Raw genomic sequence first — 14,634 nt, 5'->3', positions numbered from 1 at the left:
GAAGAAGGGATGGGATCAGACGCGCTTGTCCGCCTGGGAGGCGGCGCTGGCGCGCAGCCGGGCGGCCTGCTCCTCGAGCTGCCTGGCCTGCTCCTCCGCCGACAGCGGGGTGGCCTGGATCTGCGGGGGCTGCGCCGGCTGGGGCTGCGGCTGAGCCGGGGCCTGCGCCTGAGCCTGCACCGTGTGGGTGTCGTCGTCGTCCTCACGGAGCTTGGCCGTCTCGGACTTGAAGATGCGCAGAGACCTGCCGACGCCGCGGGCCATCTCGGGCAGCTTCTTCGCACCGAACAGCAGGACGAGCACCAGCGCGATGATCAGAAGTTCGGGGACTCCGAGTTGCGACATGAAACGCCCTTTTCTAGCGAGTGCCTGTTTCAGCCACGATCGTACGCTGCCTGGGGCGTGGTCTCACCCCCCTGGCCCGCCAATCTGGCCCGCCTCGGCTCCAGCTGGGCCGTCGCCTCGGCGATTTCCCTCTTCAGGGTACGTGCCGCCACGACGACGCGGGCACCCGCGAACCCGACCACGCCGAAGCCCGCCACGCACAGCCCGCCCGCCACGTAGATCCACGTCATGACTGGTGAGCGTACAGGGCCAGGGCCCGCTCGGCCTCCTGGCGGACGGTCTCGGCCATCTCAGGGGGTGAGACGACCCGGCCGGTGTCGCCCAGGCGCAGCGCCAGCTTGAGGATCCAGTCCTCGTCGCGGGCCCGCAGCGACACCCGCAGCCGCCCCTCGCCCAGCTCGGTGACCTGCTCGCACGGGTAGTACTCGGCCACCCACCGCCCGGCGGCGCTGAGCTCCAGCTCGACCAGCTCGTCGGTGGGCGAGGGCCGGAAGACGCCCCGGGTGACGTCGATGGGCTCGGCCTCGGCCGGCGGGTCGGCGGGCACGTCGAGCACTTCCACGCCGAGCATCCGGTCCAGCCTGAACAGCCGCATCGCCTCGGCCCGGTAGCACCAGCCCTCCAGGTAGGTGCGGCCGTCGACGACCACGACCCGCGTGGGGTCGACCTCGCGCGGCGTCACCTCGTCGCGCCCGGGCACGTAGTAGCGCAGCGACAGCCGGCGACCCCTGGTGAGCCCCTCGCGCACGCGCGGCAGCGCGTCGGGGGCGGCGTCCACGTCGACCGCGAGCTGGCTGCTGAGGGTGGCGGCGCCCTCGCCGGCGGCCCGCTCCAGCTTGGCCGTCACGCGGGTCAGCGCGTCGCCCGGCACCCCGTTGTCGGGCAGGGCCAGCTCGGGGGTCGCGGCCAGCATGCGCAGGGCGACCAGCAGCGCGCTGGCCTCGTCGATGCCCAGCCGCAGCGGCCTGGCGATGGTCTCGGCGTTGTCGATGATGATCTCGCCGCCGTCCCAGGAGACGTCGATGAGGTCGCCGGGGGTGTGGCCGGGCAGGCCGCACATCCACACGAGCTGCAGGTCGTCGATGAGCTGCTTCTCGCTCAGCCCGAACACCGCGGCCACCTCGTCGACCTGCGCCCCCGGGTGGGACATCAGGTACGGCACCAGCGCCAGCAGCCTGGGCAGCCGGTCGGCCGACCCGCTCATCTCAGCTCCTCTGTCATGCCATTGCCCCCTTCAGTCGGCGGATGACGGCCTCGCGGGCGTCCGGCGGCTCGACGACCTCCACGTCGGCGCCGAGGCTGGCCATCCAGCCGGCCAGGCGTTCGGGGTCGGTGAAGGGCAGCTCGGCCTCGTCCCACCCGTCGTCCCCCGTGCGCACGGCCGAGGCGAGCTGCCGCAGCCCCTCGCACGTGCCCTGGCGTACGCGCACGACGGCCGCCCGCTCGTCCGTCGAGTCGTCGGGAAAGCCGACCATACCCCGGAGATCGACCCCTTCGGGCACCTCGACCGCGCCGGGCCTGCCCATGACGGTGACCTGGCCGGTGACGCGGCTGAGCCGGAAGACGCGCGGCGCCTGCCGGTCGCGGTCGAACCCGGCCACGTACCAGCGGCCGTTGCGGCTGACCACGCCCCACGGCTCGACGGTGCGGGCGCGCACGCTCTCGCTGCCGGCGCCGCGGTAGTCGAAGCGCACCACGCGCCGGTCGCGCACGGCGTCCCACAGCGCGGGGAAGGCCGGGTCGCGGGTGTCCACGCGCAGCTCCAGCGCGCCCCCGCCCATGACTCCGCCCATGGACGCGCCGACGGGCTGGTCGGTGGCCACGCCGCCGGCGCGCAGCTTCAGCAGCGCCCCCGAGGCGGCCTCGGCCAGGCTGGCCCGCTGCCACACCTGCGCGGCCAGGCCCAGCACGGCGGCCTCGTCGGGCTCCAGGGTGATCTCCGGCAGCTCGTACGACTCGCGCTCGATCCGGTAGCCCGGCTCGTCCTCCCAGGGGTCGCGCACCACGTCGATGGGGATGCCGATCTCGCGCAGCTCGTTCTTGTCGCGCTCGAACATGCGCTGGAACGCCTCGTCGCCATCGCGGTCGTAGCCGGGGACGGCCTGGCGGATCTGCTCGGCCGACAGTGGCCGCCGGGTGGCGAGCAGGCAGATCACCAGATTGAGCAACCGTTCGGTCTTCCGGCGCGACATCTGCCTCACTCCTCCTCCATCGACGCTACCCTGCCCCCGTGATCAGATGGCGCAAGGGCGAGGTTGTACGGATCCGACGCGAGTGGCCGGGAGCGGTGGAGCTGGACGTCGCCGTCCCCGAGGGGGAGTGCCGGGCGCTGGCCTATCCGCCGTTGGTCGGCCGCCCGGAACCCGGCGACGAGGTGCTGCTCAACACGACGGCACTCGCGATGGGTCTCGGTACGGGAGGTTACGCCATGGTGGTGGCCGTCCCGAACCGTTTGCCGCAAGATCCCGCCGGTCCGGGCCACCTGGTGAAGGCCCGCTACACGCCGCTGCAGGCCACGGTGCTGGGCGCCGACGAGCAGGACTCCCCGCATCATGACAGATTGCGCGAGGCCGACTCCCTCGACGGGATGCCGGTGGTGGTGGCCGACCTGCACTCGGCGCTGGCGCCGATCCTGTGCGGCCTGTACGCCGACCGGCCCGGCACGCGGGTGGCGTACGTGATGCAGGACGGCGGCGCGCTGCCGGTGTGGTTCTCGATGGCGGCGGCCCGGCTGCGGGAGATCGGCTGGCTGGCGGGCGTGGTGACGGTCGGGCAGTCGTTCGGCGGCGACGTGGAGGCGGTCACCGTCCACACCGGGCTGCTGGCGGCCCGGCACGTGCTGGAGGCCGAGGTGGCGATCGTCGCGCAGGGCCCCGGCAACCTGGGCACGGGCACCAAGTGGGGCTTCTCCGGGGTGTCGGCGGGCGAGGCGGTGAACGCGGCGGGCGTGCTGCGCGGCCGTCCGGTGGCGGCGCTGCGGGTCAGCGAGGGCGACCGGCGCGAGCGCCACTACGGGGTCTCGCACCACTCGCTGACCGCCTACGGCCGGGTCGCCCTGACGCCCGCCGACGTGCCGGTGCCGCGGCTGCCCGGGGAGTTCGGCGAGCGGGTCAGGGACCAGTCCGAGCTGCTGGCCGTACGGCACCGCCTGGTGCCGGTGCCGGTGGAGGGCCTGCACGAGGCGCTGCGCGGGTCACCGGTGCGCCTGTCGACGATGGGCAGGGGCCTGGAGGAGGACCTGGCCTACTTCGTGGCCTCGGCGGCGGCGGGCAGGCTGGCGGCCTCGCTGCTGTCGTAGGAGTCCTTGAACGTGAACGCCTCGGGGCTGGGCCCCTCGGCCCTGAGGCGCTGCAGCCGCGCCATGCCCTCGGCCAGCGACGGGATGTGACCCTCGGGGATCCACCACATCACCATGTACGGCTCCGCCATGCGCAGGAACCACTCCCTGCGCCGGCGCAGCACGTCCAGATGCGTGCTGCGGTAGACGTAGTTCCACAGGGTGTCCAGCGACTCCCACACCGAGAAGTTGATCAGCAGATGGTCGCCGTAGTCGTGGATGACGGTGGCGGTGGGGTCGCTCTCGCTCTCCTTCAGCCGCCACACGAACCCGGGGGCCTCGTCGGCGAGGGTGTTGACGGGCTCGAGGAGGGCGACGAACTCGGCGAGCTCCTGACTGTCGATGGGCGCGCGTAGATGGGCGATGTTCAGCTCAGCGAGATGCATGACGCTCAGCACACCACCCCTCCGTCTTCTATGTCAATCCTCATTTGTTTTAGAGAGGGAGACGCAGCACTCCCCCGGCCGCGGGTCGAGCCTGGCCCTGCCCGGCTCGTCGCCGAGCCCTTCGAGCAGCCCCTGGCACAGGGCCAGGTTCATGGAGCACACCAGCAGCGGCTGCTCCTCGGCCAGCACGTGGAAGGGGCAGTTGCGCAGCCGCAGCGCACCGCCCTCCTCGTAAGGCTCGTAACCGCGCTCCTTGAGCACCTGCTCGACGGGCTCGCCCGCGTGCCCCTTGGCCAGCCGGGCGCCGGCCTCGCGCGCCGCCCGCTCGGCGCGTTCCTCGGCGCCGAGCGCGTCGACGACCTCGGCCAGGACGGAGGCGAGCGCGGCGTAGTCGCGCGGCGGCAGGCTCACCGCCCGCTCGCCCCTGGCCCGGCGGTAGACCTTGGCGGGCCGGCCGCTGCCCGGCCCCTTCTTCTCCTGCTGCCGGAATCCGCTCTCCAGCAGCCCGGCCTCGACGAGCTTGTCGAGGTGGTGGCCGGCGAGGGTCCTGGAGACGCCCGCGGCCTCGGCCGCCTCTCCCCTGCCCACGTCGCCGCCGCGGGCCGCCACTGCCGCGTACAGGCTGCGGCGTACGGGGTCGTGCAGCAGGGCCAGCGCGTCGAGGTCGTCGCTACTCACAACGGGAGTCTATGAAAGCCTGCGCTCCACGTGCTTGTACGTGCACGCGCGACTGGCGTTTGACGGGACGTTGCCGTACCTGCGCCAGCACGCCCCCTTCTTGATCACCCAGATGTCGACCGACTCGGGCGCGTGGTAACGGCGGTAGGCGGCCTCGGCGTTCTTCAGCACGCGGGCGGCCACGGCCTTCGCCTGGGCCTTGCTGGAGGCGGAGGTGTTCACCCACGTCGCGCCTGCGTCGCCGCCGACGACGCAGGGCTTCTTGACGCCCTTGCAGAAGGGCGGGCCGGCGGAGGCGGAGGCGGCCGTGGCACCGCCGACGAGGACGGCTAAGGCGGAGACGAGGACCAGGAATGCGCGGATCATGAGGATCATCCTGCCTCAGTACGCGGCGATGACGTCCACGACGTAGACGAGCGTGTCGGTGCCCGCGATGTCGTGGGCGGGGTCGCCGGCGGGGCCGTACCCGTACGAGGGCGGGACGACCATGAGCACCCGGCTGCCGACGGGCACCCCGACCAGCGCCGCCTCCCACCCCCTGGGCACGCCGCCGTCGCCGATCCTGAGCGCCTTCGGGCGGCCGCTCGTCCAGGTGGCCTCGAAGACGCGGCGGCGGCCCCAGATCGCGCCCTCGTACTGGGCGACCACGAGCTGCCCCGCCCGCGTGGGGCGCCCCTCGCCCCTGGCCAGCACCTTGGACTCGAACGCGGCCGGCGGGGCGGTGGCGGGCACCTGCAGCTCGGGCGGGGAACCGGCCGTGACGGCCACGCCCGCCAGCGAGCCGCCGCCCGCCTCGATGGAGGCGCCCTTGGGGTGGGCGGCGAGGATGTCGACGACGTAGACCAGCTCGTCGTCGGGGCCGACGCCGGGCGGCAGGCGCGCGCCACGGCGCCGATCGGGCGGGACGGCGGCCAGGACCCTGCTGCCGGCCCTGCGGCCCCGCAGGGCTTCGTCCAGCCCCGGCGGCAGCTCACCCAGTGGGAACGCGGCCGGGGTGCCGCGATCGAAGGTGGAGTCGACCAGGCGGTTGTCCCTGCCGTCCCAGACGTGCGCGGTGTACTGGACGATCGCCGTGTCGTCCGCGCCGAGCCGGGCGCCGTCGCCGGTCGCCAGCTCCTCCACCCGCAGCCCGTCCGCCGGGCCGCCGCCCGCGAAGGTGATCGTCGGCCTGGCCCCGAACGGGCCGTCCACCGTCATGCCGAGGTCGCGCGCCACAGCGCCCGAGCAGCCGGCCAGCAGCACGAGGACCGGCAGTAACGCGGCGGTACGGCGGCGGCGCATCGGTCCTCCCACGCGGCGGAGCTGGGCGTGGCGATGCTACCGCGCCCGGCGCTGGGTCCGGACCTCGCGGCGGGCCGGACCGGGTCGGCTCAGGAGGCGCCGAGGATGTCCACCACGAACACCAGGGTGCTCTTGGCGGGGATGCCCTGCTGCGCCTGGTCCCCGTAGGCCAGGTCCGGCGGGATGCTCATCACGACGCGGCTGCCGACGGGCACCCCGGCCAGGCCCTGCTGCCAGCCCTTGATGACCCCCGACAGCGGGAACTCGGCCGGCTGGCCCCGCTCCCAGCTGGAGTCGAACTGCTTGTCGCTGCCCCACAGCTTGCCCGTGTAGTGGACGGTGAGCGTCTGGCTCGCCTCCACCTTCGGGCCGGTGCCCTCGATGAGGGTCTTGACGACGAGCTTGTCCGACGGCTTCTCGTCGGTCTTCGTGGTCAGCGTGGGCGCCTTGTCGCCGCCCGGGCTGACGACCTTGACGCCCTTGAGGCTCTCGCCGGTCTCCTTGCCGGTGGCGGCCTTCAGCGGCGGCGGCTGGGTGCCGACGATGTCGATCACGAACACCTTGGTCGGCTCGGCCGGCTGCTGCGTGGCCTGCTGCTGGGAAACGCTGTCGTTGGCGAGCACGGCCAGCAGCCGCCCGCCGTGCTTGACCTTGGTGAAGCCCTCCTGCAGCACCTGCGGGATCTGCTGGTCGACCGCGATCGTCTCCGGCTTCTTGGTGTCGTAGGAGGAGCCCTGGACCGCGTTGCCCTTGCCGTCCCAGTTGTAGACGGTGAGGTTGACGATCACGCGGTCGCCGGCCTTGATCCCGTCACCGGTGCCCGGCTGGATCACCTCGTACGACGACTTGGCGGCGGGCGTGCCGGAGGGGAAGGTCACCGTGGGCTTGGCGCCCACGTCACCGGTGACCTTGACCCCCGACCCGGCGCCGGCGGCGCCGGTGCTGCTCGCACCGGTGTCGGAGCCGCAAGCGGCGGCGAACAGGATCAGTGGCACGGCGGCCAGTACGGCCAGAGCGCGGCGCATGGGTTTCCCTCGGGAAGACGGCAGATTCGCGTCACCCTACCCGAGATCCAGGTAGGCCCGAGGTAAACCGCGCGCTACATCCCGGCTATGAGCTTGTCCACCCTCTCGTCCACGCTGCGGAACGGATCCTTGCACAGCACCGTGCGCTGCGCCTGGTCGTTCAGCTTGAGATGCACCCAGTCGACGGTGAAGTCGCGCCGCTTCTCCTGCGCCTTGCGGATGAACTCGCCGCGCAGCCGCGCCCTGGTCGTCTGCGGCGGCACCGACTTGGCCTCGAAGATCTTCAGGTCGGACGCCACCCGCTCCACCGAGCCGCGCTTCTGCAGCAGGTAGAACAGGCCGCGCTTGCGGTGCACGTCGTGGTAGGCCAGGTCGAGCTGGGCCACCCTGGGCGAGGACAGCGGCAGGTCGTACTTCTTCCGGTAACGCTCGATGAGCTGGTATTTCGTCACCCAGTCGATCTCCCGCGAGACCAGGTCGAGGTTGCCGGTGTCGACCGCGTTGAGCGTGCGCTCCCACAGCTCCAGCACCCGGTGGGCGATGGCGTCGCCGCCGCGGCGGTCGACGAAGTCCTTCGCCTTGGACAGGTATTCCTGCTGGATCTCCAGGCTGGAGGCCTCCCGCCCGTTGGCCAGGCGCACCCTGCGGCGGCCGGTCATGTCGTGGGAGACCTCGCGGATGGCCCTGATCGGGTTCTCCAGCGACAGGTCCCGCATCACCGTGCCCGACTCGATCATGCGCAGCACCAGGTCGGTGGCGCCGACCTTGAGCAGCATCGTGGTCTCGCTCATGTTGGAGTCGCCGACGATGACGTGCAGGCGGCGGAACCGCTCGGCGTCGGCGTGCGGCTCGTCGCGGGTGTTGATGATGGGCCGCGACCGGGTCGTGGCGCTGGAGACGCCCTCCCAGATGTGCTCGGCCCGCTGCGAGACGCAATAGACGGCGCCGCGCGGCGTCTGCAGGACCTTGCCGGCCCCGCAGACGATCTGCCGCGTCACCAGGAACGGAATCAGCACGTCCGCCAGCCGCCCGAACTCCCCGTGCCTGCCGACCAGGTAGTTCTCGTGGCAGCCGTAGGAGTTGCCGGCCGAGTCCGTGTTGTTCTTGAACAGATAGATGTCACCCGCGATGCCCTCTTCGCGAAGCCGTTTCTCGGCGTCGACCAGCAGGCCCTCGAGAATGCGCTCGCCCGCCTTGTCGTGGGTGACGAGCTCGATGACGTTGTCACACTCGGGTGTTGCGTATTCAGGATGGCTGCCCACGTCGAGGTAGAGACGCGCGCCGTTGCGGAGGAAGACGTTGCTCGATCGGCCCCAGGACACGACCCGCCGGAACAGGTAGCGCGCGACCTCGTCGGGCGACAGCCTGCGCTGCCCCCTGAACGTGCAGGTCACGCCGTACTCGTTCTCCAGCCCGAAGATGCGACGATCCATCACCTCACACTATGCCCATGGATCCGCGAGCGGGAGAGATCTTCCAGGTGTTTTCCCACCCGGCCCTCTGCGATCTCTCTTTCATCCCCTTTGTCCCGCGCCCGCCCCCACGGGGCGCGGGTCCCTTTTTTTCGCGTTTCCAGGGCCTGCGGCGTCAGGGCGTCCAGATCTCCTGGACCTGGACGATCTTCCCCTTGTAGACGGTGATGAGCGCGGGCTTGCCCTCCCGCTTCATCAGCACCGACCTGGGGCAGCGCTTGTTTCCCAGGCTGGTGCTCCGGCTGACCGTCATGGCGCCCTCCGACTTCCCGCAGCCGACCGCCGACAGGTAGACCACGTTCTTGGCGACGGGCGAGGCGTACGCCATGGCGTCGCCCTCGGGCGGGCTCACGAAGTAGCCCTCGGTCTCGGTGCCCTTCTTCCACTTGATCGGCTCGTACTCGGCCACGTCACCGCTGATGTCGGTGATCCGGCCGCGCAGGATGCCGTCGTGGCGGGAGTGGACGCCCTTGGTGAAGTCGTGCTTCGGGTCGGCCTGGAAGCTCGTGCCGAAGGGCTTGGGCGCCTTGAACTTGGGGAAGGCGGCGGCGTACCCGGAGGACGCGCCGGCCGCCGCGGGGGCGGCGTGGGCGGCCACGCCGGAGCCCAGCACCACAGCCGCGGCGGCACCGGCCGCCAGGAGACCACGCATGGGAGTGTTCACGGATTCTGAGATCCGAGATCGCCTCCCGAAGTTCACCCCAACCCCAGTGATACAGGTCACACCCTCCCCCGTAGCCCCGTGTACCCCGCCCACCGCACGCGAAGGCGCGGCGCCCGGAGTCCGGGAGGCGTCTTCGGGCCCGCAGTGGGTTGGCGGGATGGCGGACGAACCCCCCGTAGACGCCGTGGCGAGCCGGAAACCGTCGCCTCCCCCGTACCGGCCCGACGAAGAAACCCGCCAGCGGCCGCCGTAGCGGCCCCTGGCGGGTTCGAGAAGGCTGGACGGCTACAGCGGCCCCGAGCCGTCGTCCACGTCGCCCTCAGGCGCCGTGGGAGGCGGGGTGTCCTCGGCGGAGGGCTTGGCCGCGGGCGGCGGGGTGGTGGACGGGGGCGGGGCGGTGGTCTGGGCCAGCAGGCGCTCCAGGCGGGCGCCCGTGAGCCGCAGGAACTTGCGGTGCTCCCGGTTGCGGTCGAGGACCGCCACCTCGAGCTGCGCCACCGGCGGCCGCTCGCCGCCCGGCTCGGTGAGCGCCGTCAGCGCCACCTCCAGCGCGTCGGCCAGCGACATCGACTCGCGGTAGCGCTCCTTGAGCCGCGTGGACACCGCGTCCGCCTGGCCGCCCATGGCCGCGAAGCCGTGCTCGTCGAAGACCGACCCGTCGAAGGTGAGCCGGTAGATCGCGTCGCCGTCCTTGGTCTCGCCGACCTCGGCGACCACGACCTCCACCTCCAGCGACTTGATCGACTCGGTGAAGATGCGGCCCAGGTTGGAGGCGTACAGGTTGGCCAGGCCGCGCCCGGTCACGTCGGAGCGGTCGTAGGTGTAGCCGTTGATGTCGGCGTAGCGGATGCCGCCGAGCCGCAGCTCCTCGAACTCGTTGTAGCGCCCCACGGCCGCGAACCCGATGCGGTCGTAGATCTCGCTGATCTTGTGCAGTGCCCGCGACGGGTTGGGCGCGACGAACAGAATGCCGTCGACGTACTGCAGCACGACGACGGAGCGGCCCCGCGCGATGCCCTTGCGCGCGTAGTCGGCCTTGTCCCGCATGATCTGCTCAGGGGACGCATATCCAAAAGGCATGGACACGTGCGGTGGTCCTTTCTAGCGCAGCGGGGCGATGGGGCCGTCGGGCGAGATCAGGCGGGCTTCGAGCATCTGCTCCACGTAGCCGAAGACCTGCTCCTCGCTCAGCCTGCGGAAGCCGTCGGCGTCGATCACCGAGACGATCGGCCAGATCTTCCTGGTGACGTCGGGCCCGCCGGTCGCCGAGTCGTCGTCGGCGGCGTCGTAAAGGGCCTGGATGAGGGTCATCGCCATGTCGTCGGCCGACGCGCCGTCGCGGTAGAGCTTCTTCAGCGACCCGCGCGCGAAGATCGAGCCGGAGCCGATCGCGTCGAACCTCTCCCGCTCGTACGGCCCGCCCGCGACGTCGTAGCTGAAGATGCGCCCCTCGTCCTTGTCGGGGTCGTAGGCGGAGAACAGCGGCACCACCACCAGCCCCTGCATCGCCATCGGAAGGTTGCCCCTGATCATGGTGGCCAGCCGGTTGGCCTTGCCCGCCACCGACATCGTGCGGCCCTCGAGCTTCTCGTAGTGCTCCAGCTCCACCCGGAACAGCCGGGCGAACTCGATGCCGGTGCTGGCCGTGCCCGCGATGCCCATGCACGAGTAGTCGTCGGTGCGGAAGACCTTCTCCACATCGCGCTGGGAGATGATGTTGCCCGACGTCGCCCGCCGGTCGCCCGCCATGATCACGCCACCGGCGAAGGTGGCGGCCACGATCGTCGTCGCGTGCGGGACCTGGTCGCCGATCGGCGTGGCCAGCACCTCATTCCGCTGCGGCAGCAAAGCAGGCGCATACGAGCTGACAAACTCCGTGAACGAGGAACTTCCGGTGTTGCGGAAAAGCTGGTTGACCAAGCCGGCGGGCAGATCCCTGTGCGATGCCACGCGACTCCCTCCAAACGTCAGTGTTCCTAGGGCGACCCTACTCATGTTGCGTTGTTGTCTGCACTTCCCACGATCAGCTCACGGCGAACCCGCGTGATCACACGCCGCCCCGTTCCGTGTTCAGATCGTTTCTTTACGGCTCCCTGCGACCATGCGACCGTCGGTATGTCTGCACGTCCTGAACAGGAGGCCGACGTGCGATTCCCCAGCCGACCTGCGGTGATCGCCACCCTGGCCGCCCTCGCCCTCACGTCCTGCGGCACCGGCGCGGACCCCGGCGCGGGCAGCGTCTCCCTGACGATCGCCGCCAACTCCATCTCCGGCGGCAAGAACTCCGAGTCCGCCGACTGGATCAAGCGGTGGGTCATCCCCGAGTTCGAGAGGACGCACCGCGACGTCAAGGTGCTCTTCCGGCCCAGCGGCGTCGACGACGAGCAGTACAAGACGAAGATCGCGCTCGACCTCAAGTCCAGGACCGGCGCCGACGTGATCGACGTCGACGGCATCTGGGTCGGCGAGTTCGCCCAGGCCGGGCGGTCGCGTTCGTGCTGCCCGCCCTCGTCCTCATCGCCGTCTTCCTGATCTTCCCCGCGCTGTGGACCATCTACCTCGGGCTCACCGACTACCGCCTCACCGGCCTGGCCGCCGCCGAACCGCGGGTCGTCGGGCTCGGCAACTACACCGCCACGCTGTCCGACCCCCGCTTCCTCACCTCGCTGTGGCTCACCGTCCTGTACGTGGGCGACTCGGCGATCATCGGCCAGGCGGGGCTCGGCTTCACCCTGGCCTGGATCCTGCGCACCCGCGGCGGCCCCCTGCGCCGGACCGTCGAGGGCGTGCTGCTGCTGTCGTTGATCCTGCCCGGCGCCGTCGTCGGATTCCTGTGGTTCGCGCTGCTCGACCGCGACGACGGCACCCTGAACGCGCTGCTGCACACGCCAGGGTTCGCCTGGCTGCTGGACTATCCGCTGCCGTCGATCATCGTCTTCAACGTGTGGCGCGGCACCGCGTTCTCCATGATGCTGTACGCCGCCGCGCTGGAGAACGTGCCGCCCTCCCACCTCGAGACCGCCCGGCTGGCCGGGGCGAGCGTCCTCCAGCAGCTGCGCGACGTCGTCCTCCCCCGCATCAGCCGCCACGTCCTGACGAACCTGCTGCTCATCAGCCTGTGGACGTTCAACGACTTCACACCGTTCGTGCTCACCGGCGGCGGACCCGAAGGGCGATCGGAGATCCTGCCCCTGTACGTCTACCGAACTGGAACAGGAAGCCGCCCCAGACGCCGGCCAGCGCCCACACGGCGATGGTGGCCAGGCCGGGGCGGACCATCCTGCTGCGCGACCCCGAGAAGGCGCCCGCCTCGGTCATCCTCTTCACCCTCTACACCGAGGGCGGCGCGCCCAGACTCGATCTGATCTCCACCTTCTCGCTGCTGTACTCGCTGCCGGTGGTGGCGACGTACCTGGTGGTCTCCCAGCGGTACGGCTTCCGCTTCCACGGAGGGATCAAGGCATGACCGGCAGCATCCCGTGATCCCCTTCAGGGGCTCACGAAGGCCTTCCCCCGCCCCTCCAGGGCCCTCATCCAAACCGTCGCCCAAGAAGGCGAAGACCCCCGGGCCGTCCCCCGCCGCATCCCCATCCACCGCGACCACCGCCTCCACACCACCTCACGACATACTTGAGACCATGAGGGACTGGATCCTCCACGTCGACCTCGACCAGTTCATCGCCGCCGTCGAGATCCTGCGCCACCCCGAACTGCGCGGCAGACCCGTCGTCGTCGGCGGCTCAGGAGACCCCACCCAACCTCGCACCGTGGCCGCCACCGCCACCTACGAAGCCCGCGAACACGGCATCCACTCCGGCATGCCACTGCGCACCGCACTCAGACGCTGCCCCGAAGCGATCTTCCTGCCCAGCGACCCACCCGCCTACGAAGCCGCCTCCGCCCGCGTCATGGCCGTACTCCGCGAATTCCCCGTACGCGTCGAAATCTGGGGCTGGGACGAAGCCTTCCTCGGCGCCACCACCGACGACCCCGAAACCCTCGCCGCCACCATCCGCCAGACCGTACGCGAGCGCACCCAACTGTCCTGCTCCATCGGCATCGGCGACAACAAACACCAGGCCAAACTCGCCTCCGGCCTCGCCAAACCCGCCGGAATCCACCGCCTCACCAGCGACAACTGGGCCGAGACCATGAACGACCGCCCCACCGACGCGCTCTGGGGCATCGGCGCCAAGATCTCCAAAAAACTCGCCGCCCTCGGCCTCCACACCGTCGCCCAACTGGCCGCCGCCGACCCCGCCGACCTCGCCCGCCACTTCGGCCCCACCAACGGCCCCTGGTACCGCTACCTCGCCCTCGGCAAAGGCGAAGCCGAAATCGTCACCACACCCTGGATCGCCCGCGGCCACAGCCGCGAAACCACCTTCCAGCACGACCTCACCGACGAAGCCGACATCGCCCACCACGTCGCCACCCTCGCCCGCCAGGTCGCCCACGACGCCCGCGAAGCCGGCCGCGACATCACCCGGGTATCGGTCAAGGTCCGCTTCACCCCGTTCCTCACCCGAACCCGCCAGTCAAAGCTCCCCGCCCCCACCGCGGACCCGGCCACCATCCAGCAGGCGGCCCTCACCGTCCTCACCCGCTTCGACCTCAACCGCCCGGTCCGCCTCCTCGGCGTCGCCGTTGACTACACCCTCCCCAACGCCGATCAGCCCGCCCTCGACACCGTCGAATAGAACTCGCCCCGGAGCCTCTCCTCAGCCTCGGCCAACTCCCGAAGCTCCTCCTCGGAAACCCCGACCTCGTCGAACTCCCCGACGGTCGCCGCCACATAAGAAAGCGCCCGCCACACCACACCGGGATCATCCCTGAACTGCCCGATCCCCGTATTGCACGGCAGACACAGCGCATATCGCACATCCCCGGTGCGATGACAATGGTCCACATGCTCGGGCGGCCGATCCCAGCACACCGCACAAAGGCCATGCTGAGCCGAGATCATCCGCTCGACATCCTCATGCCGCACCCGATAGCGCTGCGTCAGGTGATAACTTCGCGTCCGCGCCATCTCATCGGAGGTGCGCTGTCGCGGGAGGACCACGAACTCCGGCCAGAGAATCTCCCCGTCCAGATAAAGGGCCGCCAACTCCAGCAACACCAGATTGTCGCCGAAGTGGCCGAGCCCGTTGTTGCAGTTGAAACAGAGAATGCCCCGGACCAGGCCGGTCTGGTGGCTGTGGTCGACGAAGGTGCCGGGGACGACCCGGCAGATGGCGCAGAGCCCGCCCCTGACGGGCGAGCATGCGCTCGAAGTCATCCTCGGTGATGCCATAGCGGAGCTTCAGCTTGTAATTCCGATCGCTCCCGTGGTTCTTGATCCTGTTGTCGAGCGTGACACGCGCATGACACGGTTTGCAGTAACTCGTCAGCCCGTCCCTGCTGGCCCTGTTGTTGCCGAACTCGCTTCTGGGCTTTGTTTCCC

Annotated in this window: 18 protein-coding genes; 4 read left to right on the top strand and 14 right to left on the bottom strand. The window is 70.5% G+C overall.

What is annotated here, in order from left to right:
* Positions 1–15: 15 nt before the first annotated feature.
* The 4 genes from tatA to ACFKCF_RS23250 are packed head-to-tail and all read right to left on the bottom strand — an operon-like array spanning position 16 to position 2,537.
* Positions 16–345, bottom strand: coding sequence for a Sec-independent protein translocase subunit TatA (gene tatA / locus ACFKCF_RS23265; RefSeq protein ID WP_394496585.1), 330 nt, complete (start codon positions 343–345; stop codon positions 16–18).
* Positions 346–374: 29 nt separating this feature from the next.
* Positions 375–575, bottom strand: coding sequence for a hypothetical protein (locus ACFKCF_RS23260; protein ID WP_394496583.1), 201 nt, complete (start codon positions 573–575; stop codon positions 375–377).
* The gene (locus tag ACFKCF_RS23255; RefSeq protein ID WP_394496582.1) at positions 572–1,549 is read right to left on the bottom strand and encodes a helix-turn-helix transcriptional regulator; all 978 of its coding nucleotides are present in this window, start codon (positions 1,547–1,549) and stop codon (positions 572–574) included. Before ACFKCF_RS23255 ends, ACFKCF_RS23260 begins: the two co-directional genes overlap by 4 nt.
* 13 nt (positions 1,550–1,562) lie before the next feature.
* Positions 1,563–2,537 carry a helix-turn-helix transcriptional regulator gene (locus ACFKCF_RS23250; protein ID WP_394496580.1) on the bottom strand — a complete coding sequence of 325 codons (975 nt, stop codon included), beginning with the start codon at positions 2,535–2,537 and terminating at the stop codon, positions 1,563–1,565.
* Between the two features lie 38 nt (positions 2,538–2,575).
* Here ACFKCF_RS23250 and ACFKCF_RS23245 point away from each other — a divergent pair, with 38 nt between their 5' ends.
* The gene (locus ACFKCF_RS23245) at positions 2,576–3,643 is read left to right on the top strand and encodes a DUF3866 family protein (RefSeq protein ID WP_394496578.1); all 1,068 of its coding nucleotides are present in this window, start codon (positions 2,576–2,578) and stop codon (positions 3,641–3,643) included.
* Here the strand turns inward: ACFKCF_RS23245 and ACFKCF_RS23240 are convergent.
* The 9 genes from ACFKCF_RS23240 to prcB form a co-directional block, all read right to left on the bottom strand.
* Complete coding sequence (locus tag ACFKCF_RS23240; RefSeq protein ID WP_394496576.1) at positions 3,589–4,068, bottom strand: DUF3291 domain-containing protein; 480 nt, start codon at positions 4,066–4,068, stop codon at positions 3,589–3,591. The two genes, ACFKCF_RS23245 and ACFKCF_RS23240, sit on opposite strands and share 55 nt — an antisense overlap.
* A 33-nt stretch (positions 4,069–4,101) precedes the next feature.
* Entirely contained in the window at positions 4,102–4,746 is a 645-nt protein-coding gene (locus ACFKCF_RS23235) for a helix-turn-helix transcriptional regulator (protein WP_394496574.1), read from the bottom strand.
* Between the two features lie 9 nt (positions 4,747–4,755).
* Positions 4,756–5,112: a hypothetical protein gene (locus ACFKCF_RS23230; RefSeq protein WP_394496572.1), complete on the bottom strand. Its 357-nt coding sequence runs from the start codon at positions 5,110–5,112 to the stop codon at positions 4,756–4,758.
* A gap of 15 nt (positions 5,113–5,127) precedes the next feature.
* Positions 5,128–6,027: an FKBP-type peptidyl-prolyl cis-trans isomerase gene (locus ACFKCF_RS23225; RefSeq protein ID WP_394496570.1), complete on the bottom strand. Its 900-nt coding sequence runs from the start codon at positions 6,025–6,027 to the stop codon at positions 5,128–5,130.
* Positions 6,028–6,116: 89 nt separating this feature from the next.
* Positions 6,117–7,052, bottom strand: coding sequence for an FKBP-type peptidyl-prolyl cis-trans isomerase (locus tag ACFKCF_RS23220; protein WP_394496568.1), 936 nt, complete (start codon positions 7,050–7,052; stop codon positions 6,117–6,119).
* A gap of 74 nt (positions 7,053–7,126) precedes the next feature.
* Positions 7,127–8,485, bottom strand: coding sequence for a Pup--protein ligase (pafA, locus tag ACFKCF_RS23215; RefSeq protein WP_357812676.1), 1,359 nt, complete (start codon positions 8,483–8,485; stop codon positions 7,127–7,129).
* Between the two features lie 154 nt (positions 8,486–8,639).
* Positions 8,640–9,176: a hypothetical protein gene (locus tag ACFKCF_RS23210; RefSeq protein ID WP_394496566.1), complete on the bottom strand. Its 537-nt coding sequence runs from the start codon at positions 9,174–9,176 to the stop codon at positions 8,640–8,642.
* Positions 9,177–9,473: 297 nt separating this feature from the next.
* Complete coding sequence (prcA, locus tag ACFKCF_RS23205; protein ID WP_394496564.1) at positions 9,474–10,268, bottom strand: proteasome subunit alpha; 795 nt, start codon at positions 10,266–10,268, stop codon at positions 9,474–9,476.
* A 21-nt stretch (positions 10,269–10,289) separates the two neighbouring features.
* Positions 10,290–11,138, bottom strand: a complete 849-nt coding sequence (gene prcB, locus ACFKCF_RS23200) for a proteasome subunit beta (protein WP_394496562.1) — start codon at positions 11,136–11,138, stop codon at positions 10,290–10,292.
* A gap of 195 nt (positions 11,139–11,333) precedes the next feature.
* On the opposite strand from prcB, the gene ACFKCF_RS23195 reads away from it, so the two are divergent.
* From ACFKCF_RS23195 to ACFKCF_RS23185, 3 genes are all read left to right on the top strand, one after another.
* On the top strand, positions 11,334–11,720 hold the full coding sequence (locus ACFKCF_RS23195) for an extracellular solute-binding protein (protein WP_394496560.1): 387 nt from the start codon (positions 11,334–11,336) through the stop codon (positions 11,718–11,720).
* On the top strand, positions 11,684–12,553 hold the full coding sequence (locus ACFKCF_RS23190; protein WP_394496558.1) for a carbohydrate ABC transporter permease: 870 nt from the start codon (positions 11,684–11,686) through the stop codon (positions 12,551–12,553). The genes ACFKCF_RS23195 and ACFKCF_RS23190 overlap by 37 nt, the downstream gene beginning before the upstream one ends.
* 273 nt (positions 12,554–12,826) lie before the next feature.
* The gene (locus ACFKCF_RS23185) at positions 12,827–13,888 is read left to right on the top strand and encodes a DNA polymerase IV (RefSeq protein WP_394496557.1); all 1,062 of its coding nucleotides are present in this window, start codon (positions 12,827–12,829) and stop codon (positions 13,886–13,888) included.
* Here the strand turns inward: ACFKCF_RS23185 and ACFKCF_RS23180 are convergent.
* Positions 13,861–14,469, bottom strand: a complete 609-nt coding sequence (locus ACFKCF_RS23180) for an endonuclease domain-containing protein (RefSeq protein ID WP_394496555.1) — start codon at positions 14,467–14,469, stop codon at positions 13,861–13,863. The two genes, ACFKCF_RS23185 and ACFKCF_RS23180, sit on opposite strands and share 28 nt — an antisense overlap.
* Positions 14,470–14,634 lie beyond the last annotated feature (165 nt).

This window comes from Nonomuraea sp. JJY05 (genome assembly GCF_043496855.1).
Lineage (GTDB): Bacteria > Actinomycetota > Actinomycetes > Streptosporangiales > Streptosporangiaceae > Nonomuraea.
The sequence above is the reverse complement of the archived record's forward strand: the minus strand, read 5'-3'. Positions and strand labels throughout refer to the sequence as shown.

Excerpts from the sequence above, each read along its gene's own strand:
- tatA (WP_394496585.1), bottom strand. The coding sequence starts at position 345 with ATGTCGCAACTCGGAGTCCCCGAACTTCTGATCATCGCGCTGGTGCTC.
- ACFKCF_RS23260 (WP_394496583.1), bottom strand. The coding sequence starts at position 575 with ATGACGTGGATCTACGTGGCGGGCGGGCTGTGCGTGGCGGGCTTCGGC.
- ACFKCF_RS23255 (WP_394496582.1), bottom strand. The coding sequence starts at position 1,549 with ATGAGCGGGTCGGCCGACCGGCTGCCCAGGCTGCTGGCGCTGGTGCCG.
- ACFKCF_RS23250 (WP_394496580.1), bottom strand. The coding sequence starts at position 2,537 with ATGTCGCGCCGGAAGACCGAACGGTTGCTCAATCTGGTGATCTGCCTG.
- ACFKCF_RS23240 (WP_394496576.1), bottom strand. The coding sequence starts at position 4,068 with ATGCATCTCGCTGAGCTGAACATCGCCCATCTACGCGCGCCCATCGAC.
- ACFKCF_RS23230 (WP_394496572.1), bottom strand. The coding sequence starts at position 5,112 with ATGATCCGCGCATTCCTGGTCCTCGTCTCCGCCTTAGCCGTCCTCGTC.
- ACFKCF_RS23225 (WP_394496570.1), bottom strand. The coding sequence starts at position 6,027 with ATGCGCCGCCGCCGTACCGCCGCGTTACTGCCGGTCCTCGTGCTGCTG.
- ACFKCF_RS23220 (WP_394496568.1), bottom strand. The coding sequence starts at position 7,052 with ATGCGCCGCGCTCTGGCCGTACTGGCCGCCGTGCCACTGATCCTGTTC.
- pafA (WP_357812676.1), bottom strand. The coding sequence starts at position 8,485 with ATGGATCGTCGCATCTTCGGGCTGGAGAACGAGTACGGCGTGACCTGC.
- ACFKCF_RS23210 (WP_394496566.1), bottom strand. The coding sequence starts at position 9,176 with ATGCGTGGTCTCCTGGCGGCCGGTGCCGCCGCGGCTGTGGTGCTGGGC.
- prcA (WP_394496564.1), bottom strand. The coding sequence starts at position 10,268 with ATGCCTTTTGGATATGCGTCCCCTGAGCAGATCATGCGGGACAAGGCC.
- ACFKCF_RS23185 (WP_394496557.1), top strand. The coding sequence starts at position 12,827 with ATGAGGGACTGGATCCTCCACGTCGACCTCGACCAGTTCATCGCCGCC.
- ACFKCF_RS23180 (WP_394496555.1), bottom strand. The coding sequence starts at position 14,469 with ATGACTTCGAGCGCATGCTCGCCCGTCAGGGGCGGGCTCTGCGCCATC.